The sequence below is a fragment of the Streptomyces sp. NPDC059828 genome (genome assembly GCF_042731955.1).
Classification (GTDB): Bacteria; Actinomycetota; Actinomycetes; order Streptomycetales; family Streptomycetaceae; genus Streptomyces.
Genome location: NZ_JBHWIW010000040.1, coordinates 35,537 through 59,785, shown reverse-complemented (window position 1 = coordinate 59,785; position 24,249 = coordinate 35,537). Strand labels below are relative to the sequence as shown.

Genomic DNA, 24,249 nt, shown 5'->3' with positions numbered 1-24,249 from the left:
GCGGCTCAGGCGGCGGGGAACGACAAGGCCGCCGCGACGACGGCGCACACACCCACGACCGCGTCGGTGACCAGCCCGGTGGGGCCGCTCACCGCGGCGTCGGAGGAACGCGTCCGCGACCCGCGGCACCGATCATCAGCGCGACCACGCCCGCCGCGATCCGCAGAGCCCGGTCCGTCGGGGTCCGGTGGCTCGTGATGGGTCTTGCTTCGCAAAGGACCGTTCGTGAAAGCTGCTGTGAACTGCGTCTGCTCTTTGTCCGCAGCTCGGCAGTGAGCGTCCGCGCGGTGGGCAACGTCCAGGTGCCGGTGTTCACGCCTCGGTGCTCCCGCTGCCCCGGTCGACCGGGATCCACAGCTGGGAGTCGGTATCGGCGCCGATCTCCACCGGCTGGGTCCGCAGGAGCTCCGGCCCTTTCCGGCTCGTGTACGGGTTCGAGGGGAACCACTGCGTGAACACATCTCGCCACAGCTCCTGGAGTGCGCTCGGATAGGGCCCGCAGCTGTCGAAGACCGCCCAGGTCCCGGCCGGCACGTCGAGGGCGTCGAGCTCCTCGGCTGCCACCTCGGGACCGGTCACCACGCCGATCCAGTAGTCCGCCTCGGCGCCCTCTTCCCGGCTGTCCGTCAGGTACACCACCGCCGACAGGATCCCGTCCGGCTCCTGGCCGGCCAGCTCCTTCATCCGCATGATTGCCTGCTTCCCCAGGCTTTCCACGTGCACCGCGGCGGCCGCGTTGACCCCCTCGTGCACGAGCGGGAGCCGGGCTTTCCTGCCGACGACCCGAAACGACTCCTTCTCCACAATCCGGTAGCGCATGGTCGTACTCCCTTCGACGACGACACGGAAGGACATGCGCGGCTGTGACGTGAGCACCGCACCCGTGCGCCGGGCCTCGCCCGGCCCGATGCCGTGCACCGATCGGAATGCCCGGGCGAACGCCTCGCCCGAGCTGTACCCGTACCGCACCGCGACATCGAGCAGCGTCAGGTTCCCAGCCAGCACCTCGGCCCCGGCGAGCGTCATGCGTCGCCGACGCACGTAGACCGGCAGCGGCATCCCGGCGAGCGCGGAGAACAGCCGCCGGAAGTGGTACTCCGACACCGCGGCGATCCGGGCCACCTCCGTCATGTCGACCTCCCGGTCGAGGCAGGCCTCAAGGTGGCCCAGCGCCTGATTCAGCCGCTCCAGCACGCGTATCCGTCCTTCCTTCTTGCTCTCCACAGAGGAACGCCCACCCTGCCAAACAGCCCAGAAAGCACAACGGCTGGCACCCGAGTCCCGGTCGGGCCGTTCGGCGTGCGCGGCGGGTGGTGGTCATCGGCGCTGCGGTCCGGGGCGCCGACCGGGCCATCGGCCGACTGCGAGGCGAAGACAGGAGTGGTCGACCGAGGTCCGGCAGCCTGTTTTGTTCACGAGTGACGACAGCGGACGTTCACGGCGTTGACCAGCACCCTGATGATGCCGTGTTCGATGTTCACGAGAAGTGACGGCACCAGCTCAGGGGCGCTGCTGCCTTGCCGGTGTCACCGGCTGTTGCGGCGGCCACTGAGATCGCGTGGAAGCCGTGGAGGGACCAGACGCGAATGTCGCTCGTCGCATCACGGCGTCTGCGGCCGCTGGAGCCCTTGGAGGAGGAGGGCGATCAGGCGTCGAGGGTCGTAGCGGGGGTCGTTGTCGCGTCCGATGCAGAGGTTGCCGATGCCGCGCATCAGCTCGTAGGGGTGCGTGCCGGGCCTGATGTCACCGGCTTCGACCGCGGCGTCGAGCAGTTGGGCGCAGACGGGCAGCAGGCGGTCGAGGAAGTAGGCGTGCAGCGCGGCGAAGCGGTCGCTGTCGGACTGCAGGGCGTCGGCGAGTCCGTGCTTGGTGACCAGGAAGTCGACGAAGAGGTCGATCCATTGGCGCAGCGCGTCGAGCGCTGAGCCGGCACTGGCCAGCAGCTTCGGGCCGGCCTCGGCGCATGCCTCGATCTGGTGGCGGTAGACGGCGGTGACGAGATCTGCCCGGGTCGGGAAGTGGCGGTAGATCGTGGCCATCCCGACGCCCGCCTGGGCCGCGATCTGGCGGATCGGCGCATCGACGCCGGAGGTGACAAAGACCTCGGCGGCGGCGGCGAGCACCGTCTGCCGGTTGCGCTGGGCGTCGGCCCGCTTGCCTCGGGACGGCAGCTCCCCTGCAGGGCTGTCGGTGGCCATCACATTCTCCTTCGACACCGCTTGACAAAACGGAGCGCTGCTCCGGATAGTAAATGGAGCAGTGTTCCGTTTCAGCTTAGCCGAGACGGGACGCTCCTGACCGCCTTGTCCGCCCCCGGCCACAGGGAAACCGGCGGGCGGCAGGCGCCACCGAAAGGGAACCCACATCGTGAGCACATCCACCGCCACCAGCGCCGACGCCTTGGGCACGCCCGTCCCGGTCCTGTCCTTCAGCCCCGTAGTCCTGCCCGTGCCCGGACGTCCAGTGGACCTCCAGGTGCGCGTCTCCGCACCCGCGACCGGAACCAGCCTCCCCGTAATCCTCCTCTCCCACGGCCACGGCCCGTCGAACAACCTCTCCTCACTCAACGGCTACGCGCCGCTCGCCAACTTCTGGGCGGCACACGGATTCGTCGTCATCCAGCCCACCCACCTCACGTCCAGGACACTGAGCCACCTGGTCGCCGACGCCCCCGGAGCACCCGACTTCTGGCGCTCCCGCGCTGAGGACATGACACACATCCTCGACCGGCTCGACGTGATCGAGCGCACCGTGCCGCAGCTCGCCGGACGGGTCGACCACACCAGGAGCGCCCTCGTCGGACACTCGCTCGGCGGCTTCACCGCCGCCCTCCTGCTGGGCGCCGGGCTCACCGACCCCGACACCGGGAACGTGGTGCACCTCGTCGAGCCCCGCATCAAGGCGGGCGTACTGCTCGCCGCGCCCGGCAGGGGCGGCGACGTCCTCAACGGGCCCATGGCCGAGCAATGGCCGATCATCGGGGCCCTCGACTTCTCCACCATGACCGCACCGGCGCTGGTCGTCGCCGGCGACAAGGACGACTCCCGGCACTTCACGGACATGGGGCCGGACTGGCACGCCGACCCCTACACCCTCGCCCCCGGCCCCAAGACCCTGCTGACCCTGTTCGACGCGGAGCACGGGCTCGGTGGGATCGCCGGATACGACGCCGCCGAGACCACCGACGAGAACCCTGGGCGAGTCGCCGCCCTCGCCCGGCTCACCGCGGCCTACCTCCACACCCAGCTCCACCCTGGCGCCCCCACATGGCAGACCGCCTGCGAGGCACTGACGACCAGCACCGACCCGGTAGGACGAGTCGAATCCAAGTAGCCCCCTGCGGCCACGTCCCGTATCGGACGGCCCGCGTCGTGTCGTTCGGCTCGCCGCGCCGGGTCGCGCAGAGGCGGCAGCCCCTCGCGCGGCACGAACGCGGTGAAGCCCCGGCACGGGAGTCGTGAGGAAGCGGGTGGCTCAGCCAAGTCCCCCGCCCCGCGCGGTGGAAGGGGCGCATGGGGTCGGTCAACGGGCTGGTACTCGACGACCGGTGTCCTGCCGGCCGGCCGCGCGGCGTGAAGTGTCTCGGCACCCAGGATCCTCAGCCGTAATCGGTTGCCTCGGCGTTGCCCAGACTCCTGCGCTGTTCGAATCGCAGCCGTCCGCAGACACGGCTCAAACCGGTGAACAACCGCTGCTGGTACTCGTGAACAGAGCCAGGCTGCCCGACCGCGCGCCGTCAGGCCGCCTTGCTGGAGCAGAGAAGATTTGACCGCGCCCCGCCCGACAAAACCAGTGCGGGAATTGTTGGGCAGGAAGCCCTGGCGTTGCATGAGGCTTACGCCCATGACTGATGTTGAGGGCTTTTGCGAGCCGCGGTTCAAGGCAGTCCGGGCGGCCCTTGCAGCTTTGCTCGGCAAGGACGACGTGGGTGCCTCGGCGGCCGTCTACGTCGACGGCGAGCCGGTGGTCGACATCTGGGGCGGGTACGCCGATGCGGACCGCTCCGTCAGCTGGGAGCGGGACACCCTCACCGGCGTGAACTCGACGACCAAGAACATGACGGCCCTGTGCGCGCTGATTCTGGCCGACCGGGGCGAGCTCGATCTGTCTGCGCCGGTCGCCGTCTACTGGCCCGAGTTCGCCGCGGCCGGTAAGGAGAACGCGTTGGTGCGGCACGTGCTGTCGCACACCGCGGGGCTGCCGGACCTGTCCGGGCCGACGACGGTCGAGGAGCTCTACGACTGGGGGAGCGTGACGTCAGGGCTGGCTGCCCAGGCGCCCGAATGGGAGCCGGGAACGGCCGCCGGCTATCACGCGCTCACCTTCGGCTTCCTGGTGGGCGAGATCGTCCGCCGCATCACCGGCCGCGGTCTCGGCGAGTTCTTCGCCGAAGAGGTGGCCAAACCGCTCGGCGCGGACTTCCACATCGGCCTCTCCACCGAACACGACCACCTCGTCGCACCGCTCATCCCGCCGCCGTCACTGACCGACGAGTACGCCGCCAGCGCACCGCTCGGACCGGATGGCACACGCCGGGAGAGTGCCGGTGTGGCGATCCGGGTCAAGGACGCCAACTCCATGGCCTGGCGCCGTGCGCAGGTCCCCGCGGTGAACGGTTTCGGTAACGCTCGCTCTGTCGCCCTTGTGCAGTCGGTATTGGCGAACCAGGGTTCGGCCGGCGGCGTGCGACTGCTGTCCCCCCAGGGTTGCGAGCCCGCGTGGCAGGAAGTGTTCCGCGGTGACGACCGAGTGCTGGGCACCCCGATGTGCTGGACGGTGGGTTTCGGCAAGTTCGGCGACACCTTCGGCTGGGGCGGCTGGGGCGGCTCGCTGGTCGTGAGCGATCCCGGTTCACGCATGACGGTGGCCTATGTCATGAACCAGATGATCGACCGGGACCGGCAGGAGGACAACCGCGGCATGGAGATCGTGATGGCCGCCTACAGCGGACTGCGCTGACAGGCAACGGGGCGGCCTGGGCCCGGACAGGCAACGGGGCGGCCTGGGCCCGGACAGGCTGCCCACTCCTTGTCGGAGCCGGTCAGGTCGCCGTCCTTGCCGTAGAACAGGTCGTGGTTGGCGGAGTTCCGGTTCTCCACGGCCTGGAGCCCGTCGTCGAACTCGCGCCGCAGTTCCGCGTCGGCGAGGTAGTCGCAGATGAACGCCGCCCGCACCGCCCGCCGGGCTGCCTCAGGCGACACCGACGACCACCAGGCTCGTGTCGTCGTCGGTGTCGCCGGTGACCGACCCCAGCAGTCGATCCGTGCGGGTGTCCAGGCTGCCGGGCCCGAGCCGTTCCGCCGCGCGGCGCAGGCCCGCCAGGCTCTCGTCGAGTCCTGTGTGGCGACGCTCCACGAGCCCGTCCGTGTACAGCACCAGGGTGTCCCCGGGCGCGAGTGCCGTGACCTGGTCCGTGTAACGCGCCGACGGCATGGCACCCAGCAGGATGTTGCGCGGCGGATCGAGAAAGCGCGCCCGGCCCTCGCGCAGCAGCAGCAGCGGGAGGTGACCGGCGCTGGCCCAGTGCAAGGAGCGGTCGGCCGGATCGTAGAGGGCACACACCGCGGTGGCCGTCGGATTCCCGTGGGTGTGCATCGTGACCTCGTTCAGCAGGGCCATCAGCCGCGCTGGTGAGTGTCCGGTGAACGCCAGCCCCCGTAGCGCGTTGCGCAGCGCGACCATGCCCGTCACCGAGTCGATGCCATGGCCCGCGATGTCGCCGACGGCCACCAGCACCCGGCCGCTCGGCAGCGGCAGCACGTCGTACCAGTCACCGCCCACCCGGAACTCCTCGGCCGCCGGCCGGTAGCGTGCGGCGACCTGCAAGCCGGGCAGCCGCTGCAGGACCGGCACCTCGGGGACGATCGCCTGCTGCAGCTGCAGTACCAGTTGGTGGCGCACCGCCGCCTCGCGCTGGGTGACGGTCAGCCGGTCGTAGGTCGCACTGAGCGCGATCTCGGTGTGGTGCTGCGCCGAGACGTCCTGGTACACGCCCGTGATCCCGGTGAGCGCACCACCCGTGAGCAGCGGCTCGGCGGCGATCCTGACGTGCCGGAGGCCACCGTCCTCACGCAGCGCCCGCACCACGGTGTGCGCGCCCTGGTGGCGTTGCGTGAGCTCGGTGAGCAGATCCTCCAGCTTCCCTGCCTCGTCCCGGGCCAGCTGGGGTGCGAGCCGGCGCAGCGGCACCGCGGGTGCAGCGGGATCGAGCCCGAAGATCCGGTACGCCTGTTCGCTCCACCGCGAGGTCCCGGCGATCAGATCGTCCTCGAACGCGGCCAGGTTCTCCAGCCTGCCCAGCACCCGGGTCAGTGACATGCCCGGGTCCGTGGAGCCGTGCCAGAGCACCACCGTCCGGTCCGGGCCGACCGGAAGCACCCGTACGTCGTGCAGCGGGTCGGGATCACCGGCCCGGTGCAGCACCGGAAGCCGTGCGGCACGCTGGGGCGCGGCGGTCTCGCGCGCCTCGCGGGCCAGCTGCCCGATACTGGCCTCGACGGCGGGGAACACCTGCGCCAGCGGCCGTCCGGCCGACCCGTGCACGCGCCCGGCCCAGTCCAGCGCGGGTCGGTTGAGGTGTTCGATGTGCAGGGCACCGGTCGACGGTTCGGTGCGCAGGGCCATCCCCGGCAGAGTGAGCTGGTCGAGCAGCGGGGCCAGTACGGCCGGATCGGCCGGGTCGCCGGCTCCGGCGTCGAGGATGCGTGCCACCGGTACCGAGAGATCCGTGAGCGTACGCTGCATCGCGTCGTCCAGCTCGCGTGGACCCGGCCAGTCCACGACCGCGAGGCCCGTGACCGTGCCGCGGCGGCGCAATGGCAGCAGGGCGCGTGCACCACCCGGGGCGGATCCCGGGAGACGCTCGCCACCGGACGGCCCGGCCGGCAGCCAGACCGGAGCGGCATCGGCCAGCGCACGGTGCAGCGGGCTGCTGGTCCCGGGCGGCACCCACTGCCAGTGTGTGGCCTCCAGGGGGCTGATCCCGGCCTGCCCGGCCAGCTCGAGGCAGTCCGTCTCGGTACGCCGGAACAGCCACAGACCGCGCACGCCGAGCGGGCGCAGTCCGCCGTCCAGCAGGGTTTCGGCCACTTCGTCCGCGGAGCCGCCCGTCTTGGCGGCGGCATCGACGGCGGCCTCGGTGCGCCGGGTCCGGCGTGCCCGCTCCCTGCTGTCCGGATCCTGGGCCTGGGCCTGGGCCTGGGCCTGGGCCTGGTCCAGGTCGCGGTCGTGGCCGTCGCCGCCGCCGGGCCGTGCCAGGTCCGTGCCCCGCACAGCCGCCGTACCCGAGGCGCCGTTGACGATGTCCGCGGCCAGGTCCTCCACGGAGGTCCCGGTGGACCCGGCGAGCCGGGCGAGGTGTTCCATGGCTTCGGCGGGGGAGAGGGCGAGCTGCGCCACCACGACGCCCGACGCCAGATCGAGCAGATGACTGCGCCCGAGATCGCGTCGCAGGTCCGCGAGTTCAGCGGTGAGCTGTGTGACCGTGCTGATCAGCCGGTCCGGCTCCGGTGCGTCCCGCCCGTGATCGGGCATGGCCACGTCCTCTCCCACAGGGACGCACCGGATTTTACTCGCGCGTCAGGCGGCGCGCTTCCGGTCGGCCGCCGCGCTTCCGGTCAGGTGCCGGCCTGCCCTCAGGGCTGCTCGTGCGCCGGAGCCACCGGGGAACGGCCCCCGTCGCCGTAACCATCGCACTGGTCACGCAGTCGCGCGGCCTTGCGACGCAGCCGCGCCCGGTGCTCGGGGTCGGTGCAGCGCTCGGCGCCGCGAGCGAGCTCGTCCGCCATCAGACGAAGCTCGTCGGGCGTCCTGACGGGTTCACCTGCTGTGGTCATGGCTCCTCCTTCCGGGGCCATGAGCCAGGCAAACACGCCGCGGTCACCCTCGCATCCGTTCGGGTGACGCATGGTGACGATCATGCCTTCGGCCTGCGGGTATCTCCCATGGTTCGGGACGGCGCCGCTTCGCCCGCGCCGGCTCCGGATAACGGGCTCCTATCGGGGCAGACGCCGTATATCAGTCAACCGAAGAGGGCGGGCGTCATGGCACACCTGGTGAAGGACGTGATGGCGACGGATCCACTGACGCTGTCGCCGGAGGCCACCCTCTTCGAGGCGGCGCGGCTGATGCGGGACCGGGACGTGGGGGATGTGCTGGTCACGGTCGCTGACCGGCTTCTCGGCATCCTGACGGACCGTGACATCACTGTGCGCGCAGTCGCGATGGGCCACGATCCGTACCGGACGCCGCTGCGTTCGGTGTGCACCCCGGATGTCCGTACCGTCCGGCCCGACCAGGACACCGCGGAAGCCGCGCGGTTGATGCGCTCCGCCATGGTGCGCAGGCTCGCCGTCGTCGAGGACGGGTGCCTGAGGGGTGTCGTCACCCTCGGGGACATCGCGAAGGCGGATGACCCTCGCTCCTCCCTCGCGGACATCAGCGCAGCCCCGCCGAACAGCGGTGCATGACGGCCGGAGTGGCATTCTGCCGCCGAATGGGGCAGGGATCGCGCGGTACGCGATGGGTGCCCGGGGACCGTGGTACGTGTCCAACCGTCCGCTGAACGCGACCAGAGGGAACCCATGCGTGAACCCAGGCGCGAAACCATGTGCGTGAGAGCGGCCTTCATGACGGCCGCGGTCGGAGCGGTCGGCGCCATGGCCGTGCCGCCGGTCCTGGCCGTGCCCGCGGCCGTTCCGCTCAGCGGCCCGGCAACGGGCCCCGTCGACCTGGTGGTTGCCGCGCGCGCCGCCCGGGAGCCCGACTCCTCCCGGGACCCCTTCGCGATCCGGCTGGCAGACACGCCCGTCGCCGGCCGGGTGCCGGATGCCCGGGCGCTGCGGAGCGTCGTCGACCACCTCAAGCCCGGAGCGACCGTCGAGCACCAGGTCGAGGTCGCCAACAACACGCGGCAGCGCCGTGCGGTGGAGCTGTACCCCGCTGATGCGAGGATCAAGGGAAATCGCTTCGTCTTCAGTCCGGGCCGAAGCGCGAACGAGCTGACCGGCTGGGTGACCGTCACTCCGTCCACCCTCACCCTGGCACCCGGTCAGAAGGCCAAGGCCAAGGTCAAACTGGTCGTGCCGGCGACGGCGTCGACCGGGGAGCGGTACGCGGAGCTCTGGGCCCAGGCCAAGGAGCCCGCTCGTGCCGCGGCTGCCTCCGCCGCGCCCGCTGCCTCCGCCCTCTCCTCCGCGTCTGCTGCGTCTGCCGTGTCCGCCGAAGGGAGCGGCGAGCGCGTCGGCGTCCGTATGTACGTCCACGTCGGCAAGGGCGCGGAGCCGCCGTCGGCATTCCGGGTCGGCGCCTACCGGGTCCACCGGACGGAGTCCGGGATGCCCGTCCTCACCGCTCAGGTCCGCAACACCGGTGGGCGGGCCCTGGACCTGAGCGGCGCGCTGGAGCTGACGGAAGGCCCCGGACTGATGAATGCGGGTCCGTTTCCGATCAGACCCGGGACGACGCTGCCCCCGGGCGGCATCGGCACCGTGACTGCCGGTCTCGACCCCTTGCTGCCCGACGGCCCGTGGGACGTCACCCTGGGTCTGGAGAGCGGCAAGGCGAAGCAGCAGGTCTCGGCGAACCTGACCCTGCCCCGCAACCGCGACCCATGGCTTGCGCAGCTCGGCAGGCTCCCTGATCCGATGACGATGTTCGCGGGCACCGCCGTGCTGATCGTCGCCTCGGGCCTGGGCTCCTTCGCCCTCGGGCTCCGCAGGGCCCAGCGGGCGAAGTCAGCCAAGTCGACGGAAGGGGTGTGAGCCGCGCGGGAACGCGAGAGCATCACCCGTCGTCACACAGGCTGTGACTCCGGTGCTCCGGCGTAATAAGGACCGCGGCTCCGCCTGGTGCTCGTCGGCCCGCCGGTGCGGGCGGCGCCGTGGCTCTTCGGCCTGCGCCTGGTCCGTCAGCAGACCTGCCCGCAGCTTGTCCAGCACCCGAGCGAGCAATCGCGACACATGCATCTGCGAGATTCCCAGCCGCTCGCCGATCTCCGACTGCGTCAGCTCCTCGCCGAACCGCAGCGACAGGATCGTGCGCTCCCGCTCGGACAACCCGGCGATCAGCGGCTTCAGGCACTCCAGGCACTCGACGATGTCGAGCGCCGGGTCCTCGGCCCCCAGCCTGCGCGCGAGCGGGCTGACGGTTTCGTCGTCCTCGAGCGGTTCCAGCGAATGGGCCGCGTAGCCGTTGGCGGCCAGTTCCCCCTCCATGACCTCCGCCTCGCTGAGCTCAAGCCGGTCGGCGAGCTCCGCCGTGGTGGGAGCACGTCCGCTCTCCTGCTCCAGCGCGTCGAACGCCTTGGCCAGGTCCAGCCGCAGCTCCTGGAGCCGCCGGGGGACGCGCACCGCCCAGCTCGTGTCGCGGAAGAAGCGCTTGATCTCACCGGCGATCGTGGGCAGCGCGAAGGAGGTGAACTCGACCTCGCGCTCGACGTCGAAGCGGTTGATGGCCTTGATCAGCCCGATGGTGCCGACCTGGACGATGTCCTCCATGGGCTCGCAGCGACCGCGGAAGCGGCCCGCCGCGAACTTCACGAGGCTCAGGTTGAGTTCCACCAGTGTGTTGCGTACGTATGCGAACTGCGCCGTGCCCTCTTCCAGCGTGCGCAGACGCCGGAACAGGATCAGGGACAGCGCCCGTGCGTCCGCCGTGCTGATGGTCCTGGCGTCGGGGATTTCGGGGATGCCGGCAATATCAGCAAGAGGATCCGGTACGTCCGGTGCCGTCAGGTGCGGTGACCCGGCGGCCCGGACGCCGGTATGTCGGGCCATTAGCGAGGGGGACATCAAGGCTCCTTCGACGGGGCATGGCCTGCGCCGCCGGGTGCGGCGCACGATCGCCGGTCGAGCTTCAACCCTCTTGATACCCATTTGTTGCGTTTTGACGCTTCGCGATTCCCACCCGTCCGAGCGTCGGCTCCTCAGGGTGATGCGTCTCCACCGCGCGTCAGGGCAGATAACGCTCAAGCGCCGCTGCACCCTTCTCGGCTATCTCCTTGCGGGCACGTTCGACGTTCGCGGGCGTGCATTCACGTCCCGACGCCATCACCAGATCCTCGGGATCAAAAGGGCGCTCCGATCCGGTCCAGATCCGCATCGGCGCCTTCGCGCTCTTCGGCTCTTCGGTCTTGTCCTTTGCCATTGGTGCCTCCGGGTGGCTCCCGTCGTGAGTGGCTGAATACCAGCATCACGCCGGATGGCCTGAAATGCAGCCCGGATGCAGTGACAAACACGGCCGGTGCGCACGCGAACACGGGCCGGATATCGCGTACCGCGTGACACCTGGCCCGTGCTGCGGGATCGGTTCCCGTGGGGGGAGGGGGGCGGATCAGGCGATCGACGCCGAAACGATCGCCGCCACCGCCAGATTGCAGGAAGCCGTCACCCATACCGCCGGGTGCGGCTCGGACTCGACCAGCGTCGCTCCCAGCTTGCCCGGGGTGACCAGGTCCACGATCAGGAACGCCACGGCCATCAGCACCAGGCCGAGCAGCCCGAACGCGGCTGTCGACACAAGGCCCTTCGCGAAGTCGTCGTATGTCGTCCAGATCGAGGTGAAGACGATCCCGCCGATTCCCAGGAGGGCGGAGCTCAGCAGCACCGCCGCGTTGCGGTTGCGCTCCTCCCAGATCTGCCGGCCGAGCTTGCCGGGCGTCAGCACATCCACCAGGACGATGCCGAGGATGAGCAGCACCACACCGAGGGCACCGTAAGCGGTGGCCCGGCCAAGTCCGTTGACTATGTCGGTCATTGGGAAGCCGTCTTTCGTGTCTGGAAATCGTTAGTGGTCAGAGCGCGGCAAAATGTATCGCAGGCGACGATCAGGAACCCTGGCGGGCGTCGGTGCGCGTACCGGAGGCGCCGGCCGGCCCGTCCGCACCGCCGGAGTGGAAACGGGGCGGGGACGCCAGTGTGGCGTCCACGATCCGGTTCAGGGCCGCGTCGTCGTACCCCTCGTCGTAGAACACGCCGCGGAACATCATCGCTCCCGCCCACATCTCCAGGGCCAGGCGGATATCGGTGTCCTCGGGGAGGTCTCCGCGGCCGATCGCCCGCTCCAGTACGGTTCGTGACTGTTCCCGGCGCGGCTCCAGCACCTCGTCGCGCAGGCGCCGCCGCAGTTCGGGATCCTGTGCCGTGTCGGCGATCAGCGCGGGAAGGATGGCCCGCACCTGCGGGGAGCCGAAGAATCCGGCAAGGGCGTGCTTCGCCACACTCAGCAGTTCCTCGCGGGTGTCCCCGGTCTCCTCGGTGGGCACCTCCCTGAGCTGGCTGCGGACGGCGTCGAGGACCAGTGCCGCCTTGTTGGGCCACGACCGGTACAGGGTCGCCTTGCCGACCTTGGCGCTGACGGCCACCTGCTCGATGGTCATCCTGGCGTACCCGCGCTGCTCCAGCAGATCCAGGACGGCGGCGAGAATGCGCCTGCGGGCCTCCAGATCCCGGCGATGGGGGCCGTCCGCGTCCACAACGCTCTGCAAGGTGCGCTTGGTCCCCATGCGCTGATCCTCCGAAGTGTGCTCGGTGCGCCGGTCGGAACGAGCCGGCTCGTCCTCATTATGGGCCGTGGATCTTCGACCCTCTGTTCAGAACGGATCGTATCGTTCTAGAGTGAAGGCGCCGAGACACCGACTGATCAGGACGCCGCCATGGACATGGTTTCCACCGCTGAACCGGATCCGCTGGATTCACTCGATACGAAGGTCACCCGGGCCAGGGCGTCGGGTGCCTGGTGGCGGGAGATCGGGCATCACGGCCGCCGCACGCGTCTGCTGGAGTGGCGCCGGGTGATGGCACGGCGGCTGCCGGAGATCCTGGACCTCCTCCAGCGCGAGAACGGCAAGGTGCGGGCTGACGCGGTCGTCGAGATGACGGCGGCCCTGACCCATGTGGACTGGTCGGCCCGCAATGCGCGCAGGGTGCTGTCCCGGCGCCGCGTGCCCTCCGGGCCGCTCATGCTGAACCACCTGGCCACCGTGGAGTACCGGCCCTACGGGGTGATCGGGGTGATCGGCCCCTGGAACTATCCGGTGCACACACCCGTCGGATCCATCGCCTACGCCCTGGCGGCGGGCAACACGGTGGTGTTCAAACCCAGCGAGTACACCCCCGCCGCCGGGCAGTGGCTGCTCGACACCTTCGAGGAGGCGGTGCCGGGACGCTCCGTGCTCCAGCTCGCCCCGGGAGACGGAGCCGTCGGAGCCGCCCTGTGCACCGCGGGCGTGGACAAGGTCGCGTTCACCGGCTCGCCGGCCACCGGAGCCCGCGTGCTGGCCGCCTGCGCGGCTTCACTGACGCCGGTCCTCCTCGAACTCGGCGGCAAGGACGCCATGGTGGTGGCCGCAGACGCGGATGTCCCGGCCGCCGTCGAAGCCGCCCTGTGGGGCGGATGCAGCAACACGGGCCAGTCCTGCGCGGGCATCGAACGGGTCTACGTGGCCGACCCCGTGTACGACCGGTTCCTCGACCTGCTCGCCCGGCGGGCCCGCGAGGTGCGGTCCGGCACGGACTTCGGCCGTATCACCATGCCCGGCCAGCTCGATGTCATCCGCCGCCACATCGAGGATGCCCTGGCCCGCGGGGGACGAGCCGTGGTCGGAGGCCCCGATTCCGTCCGACCGCCTCATGTGACCGGCCCGGTGATCCTGGCCGATGTCCCGGAGGACGCCGCCGCGATGCGCGAGGAGACCTTCGGCCCGGTGCTGGTGGTCAACCGGGTCGCCGACGCGGCGGAGGGCGTCGAACGGGCCAACGACTCCGACTACGCTCTCGGCGCCGCGGTGTTCGCCCGTCGCCGCGCCGGTGCGTTGGCGGACGGGATGCGCGCGGGCATGATCAGCGTCAACGATGTGCTGTCGTTCCCGGCCGTGGGCGCCCTTCCGTTCGGCGGGCGGGGCAGATCCGGATTCGGGCGGATCCACGGCGCAGACGGACTCAGGGAGTTCACGGTGCCGACGGCACGTACCCGCAAACTGTTCGACGTACCCCTGGCCGTCTCCACGTACGCTCGGGGCGGGCGTGACATCACCCGGCTGGAGCGGCTGGTCACGCGGCTGTACTCCCGATGAGCACCGGAGGATCGATGAAGCGCGTGTGGAGTGTCGAGGAGAGCGTGCTGGTCGGCGCCTCCGCCGACGATGTGTACGCCGTGCTCTCCCGGGTGCGGGACATGGGGAAGTGGAGCCCGGAGTGCTTCGCCGTGTGGCATCGCGGCCGGGTGGCCCGGACGGGAACCAGATTCGTCGGGTTCAACCGGAAGGGGCTCCTGGTCTGGTTCACCACCTGCCGGGTGACACGGGCCGAGCGGCCGTCCGCGTTCGCCTTCCGTGTCACGGTGTTCGGGCTTCCGGTGGCCCAGTGGGGATACCGCTGTGAACCCGAGGGCTCGGGCACCAGGATCACCGAGTACTGGCAGGACCTCAGGACAGGCCGAGGCGCCCGGTTGGCGGAGTTCCTCGGACGGGTGTTCACCGGCACGCGCCCCGCCGACCGTGCGGAGGTCAACCGCGCCGGGATGCGCACCACGCTGGGGAGGATCAGGACCGCGGTGGAGGGCTGACGCGGCTCATGCGCGCGGGCCCGCCCTGACGTTCCGGCAGGGCGGACCCACGGGCGCTCGGCCCCAGGAGGTGGAGGGCGGTCAGGCTCAGTCCGTGCAGATGGTGCCGGGCGCGGGCAGCGCGCGGGTGGTCAGGTACCGGTTGGTGGCCGCCTGGACGCACTCGGAGGCCAGGAACATGCTGTAGTCGTCGCCTTCCCTGCTGAGGACGACGCTGCCGGGCAGTTGGGCGGCCATGACCGCACCCGCCCGGTGCCGGGCCAGAGCCTGGTGGGTCGACTGGAGGACCAGCGCGGGCGGTGCGCCGTGGACCGGGGCACCGGCCGTGACGGGCTTGGCCGGAAGCGGCCAGCCGAGGCAGCCGGCGACCGCCTTGTACGAGCGCACGGCGCCGCCCAGATGCGGGGAGACGCGGGCGAGTTCCTTCTGCAACCGGGCGAGCCCGGCGAAGGTCCGCACCGGGCGCGCGTTGTCGAGGCAGGCGGGCACCTGCACCTGGACGGGATCGAGGGTGTTGTCGGGGTCGAGGGTGAAGGCTGTGGCGTCGCCGTCCCGGGCGGCGACGATCGCCTTCGCCAGCTCAGGCCAGGTGGTGCCTGCCAGGGTCAGGTAGTCCTGGGTGGCCTCGCGGATGTCCTCACCGGTCAGCGGCTGGTGGGCCACACCCCCGGTCCGGATCGGCGCGCGGTCGGCGCGGGTGATGAGCGCGTCGTACTCGGCGGCTACGTCCTCGCCCTTCAGCACGCACTTCTCGGACGTGGCGCACCAGTCGGCGAACCGGTTGAACGCCTTCTCGGCAGTGGCAGCCTCCTGGACGACGCGCGCACGCGGTGAGCCGGTGTCGTCGAGCGCGGTGTCCAGCACCATGGTGCGCAGCCTGCCGGGGTAGAGCTCGGCATAGGTGCGTCCGAGCAACGTGCTGTAGTGGATCCCGTACCAGTTCAACTGCCGCTCGCCCAGCCCGGCCCGGACTGCCTCGAAGTCCCGCGCGCTGCTGGTCAGATCGACGTGGGCGGTGAGCCGGCCGTTGCGGCGCAGGCAGTCATCGGCGAAGGCCCGGTTGTTGGCGACCAGTTTGTCGTAAGCGGCCCGTGTCCGGGGGAAGTGGCTGACTCCCGCGGGCTTGGGCTGTTCTCCGCAGACGAGGGGCGTGCTGTGTCCCACTCCGCGCGGATCCACCGCGACGACGTCGAACTGCTTGGTCATCGCGCCGGCGAAGTCCGGCAGGCCGATGCGCATCGCCAGCCGAAGCTGCTCGATCGACGAGCCACCCGCGCCGTCGTTCAGGAGCAAGGTGCCCTTGCGGTGGGCGGTGTCGTCGGCGGGTCTGCGTACCAGGGCGAGTGTGAGGCTGCCGGCGCTCGGACGGGACCAGTCCACGGGCACCTGTATCGACCCGCACTGCATGTTCCTGAAGTCGGTGTCGGCGCAGGCGTGCCAGGCGATGGCGCTGACCGGGGTCCGGCGGTCGCTCTGTTCCGGGTCCGCGAGCGCCGGTACGGCGAGGGCGGTCACGAGCGTGCCCGTGGAGGCGGCGATCCAGCCGGCGTACTTCCGGGTTACTGCCATGAAAGTGCTCATTGGTGTTCCTGGTGCTTTCTTGGTGGTACGCCTCGGCTCGTGCGGAACCGGGGCTCGAAGGGGGTGCCGCGGGCGCTTCGTGCGCCCGCGGCGGTGGATGCGGGGCCTCGCGTGTGCCAGCCCTGGGCCGTGTTGGAGAACTGGCGTCGTCCGCCCGGAGGGCGGGGCTCGCGGCGTCTGGTGCGTGCGGTCGCGAGGCGGTGGGGGTTCCCCGCCGGAGGCAGGGGGAGGTCGTCCTCGTACGGGGCGTACTCGGTCGATCCGACAACGCAGCGAGTGTGCGTGCCAGGCGTCGCGAGCCAGGCGGGAGTTCTCAAATACGGCCTAGGCGCCGTTCAGGGCGGCGTCGGGGATCCAGGAGCCGTGGATGCCTGCGGTCACCCGGCGCGGCAGGTGGACGGTGGCGATCCGGTCGAGGCCGGAGGCGTCGAGGACCAGCAGCTGCGAGGCGTCCTGCTTGAGGTCCGAGACGACGGTGAGCAGATAGCCGTCGTCCTCGCGGGTGGCTCCGGCGGCGGGGACGAAGACGGCCTCGCTCGGCAGCCGGGCGTCGCCGGCCTGATGGATGCGGCGGGCGCCGGTGGTGCGGTCGTACTTGACGATGCCGTAGCCGCCGAAGCCCTTCTCGTCGGGGAAGGAGATGGCGTACTGGTAGCGGTTCTCCGAGCCCAGGTAGTCCTCGTTGAGGGTGGGGAATTCCACCGCCAGATCGTCGATGATCTGCTCGTCGACGGTGCCGGCCGCCAGGTCGACCACCCAGCGGCGGGTGTAGGAGCGGGCGTTGGGCTCGCTCCCGCGACCGGGGGCGCCGACCCACCAGTCCCAGGAGAGATGGAAGCCCTCGCGGTCCACGGTGGGGCCTTCCAGGACGATACGGCCCTGGCCGTCCTCGTAGGCATTGGCGACGTGCAGCATGTTGCCCGGCTCGATGGAGAACCAGCGGATGTGCCGGGCACCGTCGTCTCCGCGTGGCATCACACCGATACGGGCGGGCTGCTCGTCGCTCCAGCCGTAGGGGATTCCGGACTGCTCGGTGGGATCGAAGGTGACGTTTCCCTCGACGAAGACCACATGCCGGCGTGTGACGGTGAAGTCGTGCTTGAGCGAGGCGGTGGCGCCCGGGATCTCGGCACTGTGGACGATCTGGCCCTTGGCGTCGGAGACGTAGTACGTGAGGAACGGCGGGAACGGCGAGGATCCGAAGAAGTGGAGCTCCCCGGTCAACGGGTCCTCCTTGGGGTGCGCGGTCATCGCGGTGCGCAGTTTCCCGTCGAAGTCATGGGCGCCGAGAGTTTCCAGCTCCGGGCTCAGTTCGAAGGGGAGGTTCGCCTCGCACAGTGCGAGCAGCCGTCCGGCGTGCTCGATGACGTGCGTGCCGGCGACGCTCGCGGTGAGGTCGGGCCCGTGCTCCGTCATGTAAGGAGCTCCGTCGAGGGCGGGGGTGTGCACCCAGCGGTTGCGGTACCACTCGGCACGCCCCTCGCGGAGCCGGATACCGTGCACCATGCCACTGCCCTTGAACCAGTGGGTGGGGGTCACGCCGGGCTTGGGGTTGTGGCCGTTGCGGAGCAGACGGCCGGTCAGCTCCGGGGGCAGACTGCCCTCGACGGTGAGTTCGGTGGCGGTGATCTCGTCGGCGACGGGGGTGTAGTGACCAGTCAGGTAGGGCTTGGCGGCGGTCATTCGGGAACCTCTCTGCTTTGTCTGATGAATGAGTGATGGGTCGTCAGGCGCATTGTTCGGCACGGGCCTTGAGGTGCCGCAGCCAGCTCGCCAGCGAGTCGCTGAGGGCTTTGCCGAGGTCGTCGGCCGCGGCCTCGACCGGGGCGCCGCTCCAGGACTCCTCGGTGCGGACGATGACGTGGTCGCCGTTCTGCTCGAACGTCCATACGTGGATGCCGGTGATGCCGTCGGCGGGGCCGCCCCACACGATCCGCTCGTTGGGTACCAGTTCGCTCACGGTGGAGGTGATGTCCAGGCCGTGGGTCCGCCAGCTGAAGGAACTGCCGTTCTCCAGCGGGCCGTTGAACTGGACCTGGTCGATGTCCGGGTTCCAGCCGGGCCAGGCCGCGATGTCGGTGTGGAGCTCCCACACCGTGGCGAGGGGGGGCGTCGATCACGGTGCTCAGACGGGCGATGGCAGGGGCGGTCTCATCGATGGTGACCATGGTTGTGGTTCCCTTCTTGGCGGGCAGTGCAGGTGGTGCGGCTGACCCGACGGGTCAGCCGACGCGGGACGTTGACGGGATCTCGGAGGGGCGCCGCTCGGGGACAGCGCCGGTGGGACTGGCCACGGTCGGCCGCCGGCCGGCGCGGCGGGTGAGGAGCAGCGCGAGGAACGCGGTGGCGGCGAGGACCCCGGCCGACACGGTGAAGGCGGCCCGGTACCCGGCGGTGAGGGCTTCCAGACGGGGCCCCTGAGTGGTGGCCCGGGCGGTGACGGAGCCGGCCAGGGTGGCCAGAGCGGCCAGGCCGACGGCGCCGCCTGCCTGGCGGGTGGTGTTGACCAGCCCGCCGGCCAGACCCGCGTCCTGGGGCGGCACACCGTCCACGGAGAGTGCGGTGAGCTGGACGAAGGCGGAGCTCAGGCCGAGGCCGATCAGAACGCTCGGGCCCAGGACGTGGACGAGATAGCTGCCGTCGGCGCTGATCCGGGCCAGCCACAGCATGCCTGCGGCCGTGGTGAGCAGGGCCGCGGTCACCGTCGCGGATTCCCCGATCCGTCGGGAGACGCGCGGAGCCACCCAGGCGCCGAGCATGTTGGCCGCAGCGAGGGGAAGCTGGCCCGCCCCAGTGGCCAAGGGGCTCATACCGAGAACTTGTTGCTGATGAAGAGGCAGGAAGAAGAAGAGGGCGATCCACACCGACCCCAGCAGCGCCATCAGCAGATTGCCTGCCGCGACCCTGCCGGTGGCGAACAGCTTCGGTGGTACCAGTGCGTTGGGCCGGCGGCGCTCGATCACCACGAAGGCGCCGAGCAGCACGGCGGCGCCGAGGATGGCGCCCAGCACACGGGCATCCGTCCAGCCTGTCCCGCGTGCGGTGGTCAGTCCCCAGACCAGGCAGGTCAGGGCAAGGGTGACGGTGACCGTGCCCAGCAGGTCGAACTGCCTGGCCGCGCGGCCGGGCGCCCGCGGGACGAGGGCCGCCACGGCGACCAGGACCAGCACGGTCCCGAGCGCGACGGAGTGGAAGATCCACGGCCAGCCCCACGCCTGGGTGAGGACACCGCCCAGCAGGACACCGCCCGCCCCTCCCGCGCCCGAGACCGCACCCCACACCCCCAACGCTCTGCCGCGCCCGGGACCGGACGGGAACACGTCCATGGCCAGGGCGAGCGCGGCAGGGGCGATCGCGGCGGCGCCGAGGCCCTGAGCGGCACGCGCGGCGATCAGCACATCCGAGGAGCCGGCCAGTCCCGCGGCCAGCGACGATACGGCGAACACCCCGAGGCCGGCGATCAGCACCCGGTGGCGGCCGAGCAGGTCGGCGGCGCGTCCACCCGCCAGCAGCAGCGCCCCGAACGCCAGGCCGTAGGCGTTGACCACCCAGGTGGTGCCGCCGTCCGACAAGCCCACCCCGGCGCGGATCTGCGGGAGCGCCACGTTCACGATCGATGTGGCGAGCATGACCGTGAACTGAGCCGCGGCCAGCGCCGCGAGCACGGCTCCCGGCCTCGGCGGTGTGCGTTGGAGGTTCATGCCGCACAGATTCGTGCGGAACGCTGTCCACTATCCAGACCGAACGGGGGCTGGGGCTGTCCAGTCCTGTCCGCACCTGTCCACCGGTGGTGTCACGGCCGTGCCATGGCCGTGCGCCGCTACGAGGACGTGGCGGGGCCGTGCAGTTCACACTGCCACAGGGCCTCGCACAGGAGGTCAAGCCCCTGGCGCAGGTGGCGGCGGTAGGTGCCGAACGGAAGGCCGATGCGGCGGGCGGCGGCCTCCTGGGTGGGCGCACCGGAGAAGTAGCCCGCCGTCAGGGCTTCACGGGCCTTCGCCCCGCGCGGGTCCTGGGCGAGGTCGTCGACGGCCTGGCGCAGCAGGCCGCGCAACTCCTCGACGGGGTCGCTGAAGTCAGCCGCGAGTCGGGCGCGCATCAGGGCGCAGGCGGCGAAGGCACCCGCGTCGCGCCAGTGCGTCAGCGCTTCGCGTACGGACTGGTCGAACACGGTACGCGACACGGGCGACGGACCCGACCGCACGGGCGCGTTGGTGGCGGATATGAAACGGCGGAGCCAGATCTCCACGGGCTCCTGACGCCAGTCGACGCCGAACAGCCCGTAGGTGTGCTCGCCGACCCGCGGTCGCGCCCCGGTGTCGCTGAGGGTGCCCTTGACGCGCTCGGCCCATGTCTCGGCGTCCCGGAAGACGGCGAAGCCGTAGGCGCGTCCGCGGGCGCGGGCGGACTCCGCCTGGGCGCGGGAACTGCTCAGGTCGATGACACGCGAGGGGACCTGGTAGCGCTCCGGGTAGACCGAGAAGCGGCTGATGCCGATGTGGTCGCCGGGGCTCACCGGCCCGTTGGCGTTGGTGTATTCCCACGCCGCGGCGACGACGGGATCGGTGGCCAGGTCCTGAGGGTCGGGCGGGGCCGGCAGAGCGAGCCGGGCGGTGAACGCCACGATGCGGCCCGTGCTCACGAGGCGGTAGACGCTGAAGGCCTCCGGCTGGCGTTGTGTCCAGTAACGGACCAGCTCCGCGGATGCGGCTCCCTCCGTCTCCTCCGCCATGCGCAGTACGACATCGATGTCTTCCGGGTGCAAGGGACGGTCGTGCACCTCGTCCTCGCGGGACCAGGTGCGCAGTCGCGCCAGGGTCTCTCCCTCCCGGAAGAGGTAGAAGAGTTCGTCGGTGACGGTCCACACCCGTTCCGCGGACGACTCGCGCAGCAGGCGAAGGTACTCGTCCGCCAGGCTCTGACGTATCGTCACAAAGGCGTTGGGGGCTCGCCAGCGCAGGTCGGCGGCCAGTGTCTCGCGTGCGGCGTCGTGGGGGTGGAGCCCCTGATGCGTGCACTCCATGAAGGGCAGGTCCCTCAACCAGGAGAACAGCAGATGGGCGTCCTCCTCGGGCAGCACGGCGGAGAGCAGTTCCTCGGACGTCGAGTAGGCCTGCGCAGCGACCTCCAGGGCGCGGCGGTGGGCAGCCGTGGGCACCTCACCGATCAGGCCCGTCAACAGGGTTCGCAGGACGTCGGCCGAGGGGGACCAGATCTCCTCCCTGCCGCAGCCCGCCGATCCCGCGGCCGCCGCGAGTGACAGCGCCAGCGGATTGCCTCCCGCGAAACGGAGCACCCGGTCCCGCAGCTCGGGCCGGATCTGCGCCAGGGCCAGGAGGCTCCGGGCCTGGTCCTCGGAGAACGGCTCCAGTTCGGTCACGTGCAGAAGCCCGGCCCAGGCGGGGTCGGCGGTCCACTGCGGTTGCGGAGCGATCCGGCCGGCCAGGACGACCAGGGTGCTGTCCGCCGCGCGGGGCAGGAAGTGGTGCCACAGCCAGCTCTCCAGCCACTGGCAGTGCTCGAAGGAGTCCACGACGAGGACCGTGCCGGGTACGTCCAGGAAGGGGCCGGCCGCGCGCTCGAACTCGGCCGGGTCCCTGCTGACGAAACGGCCGTCGAGTTCGACGAGGAGCCGTCCCGACGTGCGGGCGTGATCCCCCAGCCGACGCAGCAGCGTCGACTTCCCGATGCCCCCGGGACCGAACACGTAGAAGGCGAACGGTGCCTGGGGATCGCCGCTCAAGGCCTGGTCGAAGCGATCGAGTTGCTCGTCCCGGCCGATGAAGGCCCGGACTCTCGCGCTGCTCAGTCTGTCTCCCACGGACGCCATCGCGGTTCCCCATCCCCTGATTTGTTAGGGATCCTAACAAGGTCGGACAGGGGTGAAGTCCAGGGACAGGGCGGCGGGACCGCGGGTGTACAGGCCGGTCTCCCGGTAGTGGAAGCCGGGGGTGTAGCGGACCTGCCCGAGCAGGGGGAGGAGCATCGCCGCGACGGTCTCGATCTCGGCGCGAGCGAAGGCCGCGCCGACGCACTGGTGGAGTCCGGTGCCGAAGGCCAGATGCTGGGCGGCGGCCGTGAAGGAGCGGGCGGTGCCCAGGTCCGGGCGGTGGATGTCGAAGGCGTCGGGGTCGGTGAAGGCCTCGGGGTCGCGGTTGGCCGCGCCGATCATGCAGAAGACGGTGGCACCGGCGGGGACGGTGGTACCACCGGCGAACTCGGCGTCCTGCTCCGTCTGGCGGGGGATGAGCTGAACGGGCGGGGTGTAGCGCAGGGTCTCGGCGATCGCGGCGGGCAGCAGCTCCGGATCCCGGCGGACCTCTGCCAACTGCTCGGGGTGGTCGATCAGATGCTTGAAGAGCAGGGCGAGGGTCTTGTCGGCGGGCTCGGTGGAGGCGGCCAGGACATTGATGACCAGCGCGGTGACCTCGCGGTCGCTCATGGCGATGCCGTCGAACTCGGCGGTGCACAGCCGCGATATGAGGTCCTCACCGGGGTGGCGCCGCCGGCGCTGGATGACCGGGGCGAGGTAGGCCTCCAACTGCTCGGCGTGGTCCAGGCAGTGCCGGCGGCGTTCGGGCGTGAGTGTGATGCTGGTGATGAACTCGGCGACCCCGCTGTGCCAGGCGGCCACCTGCCGCCAGTCCTTCTTGTCCAGACCGAGCACGTCGAGCGTCACGTTCACGGCGAACGGCTTGCCGAAGTCGTTGACGAGGTCCATCCGGCCCCGGGCGAGGAAGGGAGCCATGAGTTCGGCGGCGTTGGTGTGGATGGCGCGTATCTGTTCCTGCAGAGCCTGGCCGGTGAAGCCGCGGACGACGATCTTCCGCTTCGCTGTGTGCTCGGCCCCCGTCATCTGGGCGAGCACCGGCCCCCGCATCACCGGCTCGGCGCGCACCTGAAGCGTCTCGGTGGTGAACGCCTCATGGTCGGTCAGCACCCGTTTCACATCCTGGTAGCGGGAGAGGAAGTAGCTGTCGATCTCCGGTTCGTAGTGCACCGGCGCCTGCTCCCTCAGCCATGCGAAGAAGCGGTACGGGGCGGCCGCGAAGTCCTCGGACAGGATGCTGAAGCCGGATCTGGACAGGGTCATGGCGGAAAATCTCCCTGGTGGGCGGGACCACCAAGACGGCGCGATGACCCCGTGGGTTGTGCGGGTCCGCCTGAGTGCTCGGAAACCCTTGGGGCGGCTGCCCCGGGAATGCGAATCGTTGTAGGCTCCGGCCAACGCCCTTGACCTGCACGAAGCAGGCAGGGAGCAGACAATCCGGGAGTTCCTCGTGCTTCGTACCATGTTCAAGTCCAAGATCCACCGGGCCACCGTCACCCAGGCCGACCTGCACTACGTCGGTTCCGTCACGATCGACGCGGACCTCTTGGAGGCCGCCGATCTGCTCCCCGGTGAGCTGGTGCACATAGTCGACATCACCAACGGCGCACGGCTGGAGACGTACGTCATCGAAGGGGAGCGCGGGTCCGGTGTCATCGGCATCAACGGTGCCGCGGCACATCTGGTGCACCCCGGCGATCTGGTGATCCTCATCAGCTACGCCCAGGTGGACGACGCCGAGGCGCGGACCCTGGTGCCCCGGGTCGTGCACGTCGACGCCGGCAACCGCGTCGTCGAACTCGGCTCCGACCCCTCCCGGCCCGTTCCCGGCAGCGACACCCAGGCCAGCCCGCACGCGGTCGCGTCAGCAGCCGCGCGCGTCTGAGACACAAGGAGTGTGCGATGGCTGATCGCGAGATCCGCGACGACCGGGACAAGGGCAGGCTGGAAGCGTTCGAGGACGGCCGGTTCGCCGGGCATGTCGCCTACTTCACCATGCAGGGCGAGCCGCCCGCGCTCGTCGCGGTGCACACCGTGGTGAGGCCCGAGCACGAGGGCAAGGGCGTGGCGGGTTCGCTGGTGCGTGCGTTCTACGCGATGGCCGCCCGCGAGGGCGTCCCGGTCGTGCCCCTGTGCCCGTACGCCGCGTCGTGGGCCGAACGGCACCCGGACGAGGCGCCGGCGCCGGCTGCCGAGTTGGTGGACGAGGCGGTGCGTCAGCTCAAGGAGAGCCATCCCGGCCTCTGAGGCGGGTTCACGCGGTGGCGGTCGCCCTC

At 70.6% G+C, this 24,249-nt stretch carries 22 protein-coding genes and 1 pseudogene; 8 read left to right on the top strand and 15 right to left on the bottom strand.

Annotation, left to right across the window (positions count from 1 at the left end; translation table 11 throughout):
- Positions 1-312 precede the first annotated feature (312 nt).
- Together ACFV6V_RS22910 and ACFV6V_RS22905 are read right to left on the bottom strand one after the other, a co-directional pair.
- The gene (locus ACFV6V_RS22910) at positions 313-1,194 is read right to left on the bottom strand and encodes a GyrI-like domain-containing protein (RefSeq protein WP_385568003.1); all 882 of its coding nucleotides are present in this window, start codon (positions 1,192-1,194) and stop codon (positions 313-315) included.
- A 407-nt stretch (positions 1,195-1,601) separates the two neighbouring features.
- Positions 1,602-2,198 (bottom strand): TetR/AcrR family transcriptional regulator, encoded by a 597-nt coding sequence (locus ACFV6V_RS22905; protein WP_385567970.1) that lies wholly within the window; start codon positions 2,196-2,198, stop codon positions 1,602-1,604.
- A 169-nt stretch (positions 2,199-2,367) separates the two neighbouring features.
- Between ACFV6V_RS22905 and ACFV6V_RS22900 the strand changes: the two genes are divergently transcribed.
- On the top strand, positions 2,368-3,333 hold the full coding sequence (locus ACFV6V_RS22900; protein ID WP_385567967.1) for an alpha/beta hydrolase family protein: 966 nt from the start codon (positions 2,368-2,370) through the stop codon (positions 3,331-3,333).
- Between the two features lie 510 nt (positions 3,334-3,843).
- Complete coding sequence (locus tag ACFV6V_RS22895) at positions 3,844-4,959, top strand: serine hydrolase domain-containing protein (RefSeq protein ID WP_385567964.1); 1,116 nt, start codon at positions 3,844-3,846, stop codon at positions 4,957-4,959.
- On the opposite strand, the gene ACFV6V_RS22890 is transcribed toward ACFV6V_RS22895, so the two are convergent.
- The 3 genes from ACFV6V_RS22890 to ACFV6V_RS22880 form a co-directional block, all read right to left on the bottom strand.
- Positions 4,941-5,201: a Tn3 family transposase gene (locus ACFV6V_RS22890; RefSeq protein WP_385567962.1), complete on the bottom strand. Its 261-nt coding sequence runs from the start codon at positions 5,199-5,201 to the stop codon at positions 4,941-4,943. The two genes, ACFV6V_RS22895 and ACFV6V_RS22890, sit on opposite strands and share 19 nt — an antisense overlap.
- Complete coding sequence (locus ACFV6V_RS22885) at positions 5,191-7,533, bottom strand: SpoIIE family protein phosphatase (protein WP_385567959.1); 2,343 nt, start codon at positions 7,531-7,533, stop codon at positions 5,191-5,193. The genes ACFV6V_RS22890 and ACFV6V_RS22885 overlap by 11 nt, the downstream gene beginning before the upstream one ends.
- A 101-nt stretch (positions 7,534-7,634) precedes the next feature.
- Complete coding sequence (locus tag ACFV6V_RS22880; protein ID WP_385567956.1) at positions 7,635-7,835, bottom strand: DUF6381 family protein; 201 nt, start codon at positions 7,833-7,835, stop codon at positions 7,635-7,637.
- 207 nt (positions 7,836-8,042) lie between these two features.
- Between ACFV6V_RS22880 and ACFV6V_RS22875 the strand changes: the two genes are divergently transcribed.
- Positions 8,043-8,468, top strand: coding sequence for a CBS domain-containing protein (locus tag ACFV6V_RS22875; RefSeq protein ID WP_385567954.1), 426 nt, complete (start codon positions 8,043-8,045; stop codon positions 8,466-8,468).
- 159 nt (positions 8,469-8,627) lie between these two features.
- Positions 8,628-9,761: a hypothetical protein gene (locus ACFV6V_RS22870; RefSeq protein ID WP_385567951.1), complete on the top strand. Its 1,134-nt coding sequence runs from the start codon at positions 8,628-8,630 to the stop codon at positions 9,759-9,761.
- A 138-nt stretch (positions 9,762-9,899) separates the two neighbouring features.
- Here the strand turns inward: ACFV6V_RS22870 and ACFV6V_RS22865 are convergent.
- From ACFV6V_RS22865 to ACFV6V_RS22850, 4 genes and pseudogenes are all read right to left on the bottom strand, one after another.
- Positions 9,900-10,790: pseudogene (locus ACFV6V_RS22865) on the bottom strand (SigB/SigF/SigG family RNA polymerase sigma factor); the annotation flags it as partial.
- A 160-nt stretch (positions 10,791-10,950) separates the two neighbouring features.
- A complete protein-coding gene (locus ACFV6V_RS22860) occupies positions 10,951-11,145 on the bottom strand; it encodes a hypothetical protein (RefSeq protein WP_385568008.1) in 195 nt (64 codons plus the stop codon).
- A gap of 186 nt (positions 11,146-11,331) precedes the next feature.
- Positions 11,332-11,754, bottom strand: coding sequence for a DUF350 domain-containing protein (locus ACFV6V_RS22855; protein ID WP_385567948.1), 423 nt, complete (start codon positions 11,752-11,754; stop codon positions 11,332-11,334).
- 70 nt (positions 11,755-11,824) lie between these two features.
- On the bottom strand, positions 11,825-12,502 hold the full coding sequence (locus ACFV6V_RS22850; protein ID WP_385567946.1) for a TetR/AcrR family transcriptional regulator: 678 nt from the start codon (positions 12,500-12,502) through the stop codon (positions 11,825-11,827).
- 150 nt (positions 12,503-12,652) lie between these two features.
- Here ACFV6V_RS22850 and ACFV6V_RS22845 point away from each other — a divergent pair, with 150 nt between their 5' ends.
- Entirely contained in the window at positions 12,653-14,071 is a 1,419-nt protein-coding gene (locus tag ACFV6V_RS22845; RefSeq protein ID WP_385567943.1) for an aldehyde dehydrogenase family protein, read from the top strand.
- Positions 14,072-14,085: 14 nt separating this feature from the next.
- A complete protein-coding gene (locus tag ACFV6V_RS22840) occupies positions 14,086-14,562 on the top strand; it encodes an SRPBCC family protein (RefSeq protein WP_385567941.1) in 477 nt (158 codons plus the stop codon).
- A gap of 87 nt (positions 14,563-14,649) precedes the next feature.
- Here ACFV6V_RS22840 and ACFV6V_RS22835 read toward each other — a convergent pair whose 3' ends face one another.
- From ACFV6V_RS22835 to ACFV6V_RS22810, 6 genes are all read right to left on the bottom strand, one after another.
- Complete coding sequence (locus tag ACFV6V_RS22835; RefSeq protein WP_385567938.1) at positions 14,650-16,131, bottom strand: alpha/beta fold hydrolase; 1,482 nt, start codon at positions 16,129-16,131, stop codon at positions 14,650-14,652.
- A 336-nt stretch (positions 16,132-16,467) separates the two neighbouring features.
- The gene (locus tag ACFV6V_RS22830) at positions 16,468-17,826 is read right to left on the bottom strand and encodes a carotenoid oxygenase family protein (protein WP_385567935.1); all 1,359 of its coding nucleotides are present in this window, start codon (positions 17,824-17,826) and stop codon (positions 16,468-16,470) included.
- A gap of 43 nt (positions 17,827-17,869) precedes the next feature.
- Positions 17,870-18,238 (bottom strand): SRPBCC family protein, encoded by a 369-nt coding sequence (locus tag ACFV6V_RS22825; protein WP_385567933.1) that lies wholly within the window; start codon positions 18,236-18,238, stop codon positions 17,870-17,872.
- A 127-nt stretch (positions 18,239-18,365) separates the two neighbouring features.
- A complete protein-coding gene (locus ACFV6V_RS22820; RefSeq protein WP_385567930.1) occupies positions 18,366-19,844 on the bottom strand; it encodes an MFS transporter in 1,479 nt (492 codons plus the stop codon).
- Between the two features lie 119 nt (positions 19,845-19,963).
- On the bottom strand, positions 19,964-21,964 hold the full coding sequence (locus ACFV6V_RS22815) for an ATP-binding protein (RefSeq protein ID WP_385567927.1): 2,001 nt from the start codon (positions 21,962-21,964) through the stop codon (positions 19,964-19,966).
- Positions 21,965-22,006: 42 nt separating this feature from the next.
- Positions 22,007-23,236, bottom strand: coding sequence for a cytochrome P450, cyclodipeptide synthase-associated (locus ACFV6V_RS22810; RefSeq protein WP_385567925.1), 1,230 nt, complete (start codon positions 23,234-23,236; stop codon positions 22,007-22,009).
- A gap of 187 nt (positions 23,237-23,423) precedes the next feature.
- Here ACFV6V_RS22810 and panD point away from each other — a divergent pair, with 187 nt between their 5' ends.
- Both panD and ACFV6V_RS22800 read left to right on the top strand, forming a co-directional pair.
- A complete protein-coding gene (gene panD / locus ACFV6V_RS22805) occupies positions 23,424-23,858 on the top strand; it encodes an aspartate 1-decarboxylase (protein WP_385567923.1) in 435 nt (144 codons plus the stop codon).
- 17 nt (positions 23,859-23,875) lie between these two features.
- Complete coding sequence (locus tag ACFV6V_RS22800) at positions 23,876-24,220, top strand: GNAT family N-acetyltransferase (RefSeq protein WP_385567920.1); 345 nt, start codon at positions 23,876-23,878, stop codon at positions 24,218-24,220.
- Positions 24,221-24,249 lie beyond the last annotated feature (29 nt).

Coding starts and splice junctions, on each gene's coding strand:
- ACFV6V_RS22835 (WP_385567938.1), bottom strand. CDS start 16,131: ATGGCAGTAACCCGGAAGTACGCCGGCTGGATCGCCGCCTCCACGGGC.
- ACFV6V_RS22885 (WP_385567959.1), bottom strand. CDS start 7,533: ATGCCCGATCACGGGCGGGACGCACCGGAGCCGGACCGGCTGATCAGC.
- ACFV6V_RS22880 (WP_385567956.1), bottom strand. CDS start 7,835: ATGACCACAGCAGGTGAACCCGTCAGGACGCCCGACGAGCTTCGTCTG.
- ACFV6V_RS22870 (WP_385567951.1), top strand. CDS start 8,628: ATGACGGCCGCGGTCGGAGCGGTCGGCGCCATGGCCGTGCCGCCGGTC.
- ACFV6V_RS22840 (WP_385567941.1), top strand. CDS start 14,086: ATGAAGCGCGTGTGGAGTGTCGAGGAGAGCGTGCTGGTCGGCGCCTCC.
- ACFV6V_RS22830 (WP_385567935.1), bottom strand. CDS start 17,826: ATGACCGCCGCCAAGCCCTACCTGACTGGTCACTACACCCCCGTCGCC.
- ACFV6V_RS22820 (WP_385567930.1), bottom strand. CDS start 19,844: ATGAACCTCCAACGCACACCGCCGAGGCCGGGAGCCGTGCTCGCGGCG.
- ACFV6V_RS22860 (WP_385568008.1), bottom strand. CDS start 11,145: ATGGCAAAGGACAAGACCGAAGAGCCGAAGAGCGCGAAGGCGCCGATG.
- ACFV6V_RS22855 (WP_385567948.1), bottom strand. CDS start 11,754: ATGACCGACATAGTCAACGGACTTGGCCGGGCCACCGCTTACGGTGCC.
- ACFV6V_RS22845 (WP_385567943.1), top strand. CDS start 12,653: ATGGACATGGTTTCCACCGCTGAACCGGATCCGCTGGATTCACTCGAT.
- ACFV6V_RS22895 (WP_385567964.1), top strand. CDS start 3,844: ATGACTGATGTTGAGGGCTTTTGCGAGCCGCGGTTCAAGGCAGTCCGG.
- ACFV6V_RS22850 (WP_385567946.1), bottom strand. CDS start 12,502: ATGGGGACCAAGCGCACCTTGCAGAGCGTTGTGGACGCGGACGGCCCC.
- ACFV6V_RS22905 (WP_385567970.1), bottom strand. CDS start 2,198: ATGGCCACCGACAGCCCTGCAGGGGAGCTGCCGTCCCGAGGCAAGCGG.
- ACFV6V_RS22800 (WP_385567920.1), top strand. CDS start 23,876: ATGGCTGATCGCGAGATCCGCGACGACCGGGACAAGGGCAGGCTGGAA.
- ACFV6V_RS22810 (WP_385567925.1), bottom strand. CDS start 23,236: ATGACCCTGTCCAGATCCGGCTTCAGCATCCTGTCCGAGGACTTCGCG.
- ACFV6V_RS22875 (WP_385567954.1), top strand. CDS start 8,043: ATGGCACACCTGGTGAAGGACGTGATGGCGACGGATCCACTGACGCTG.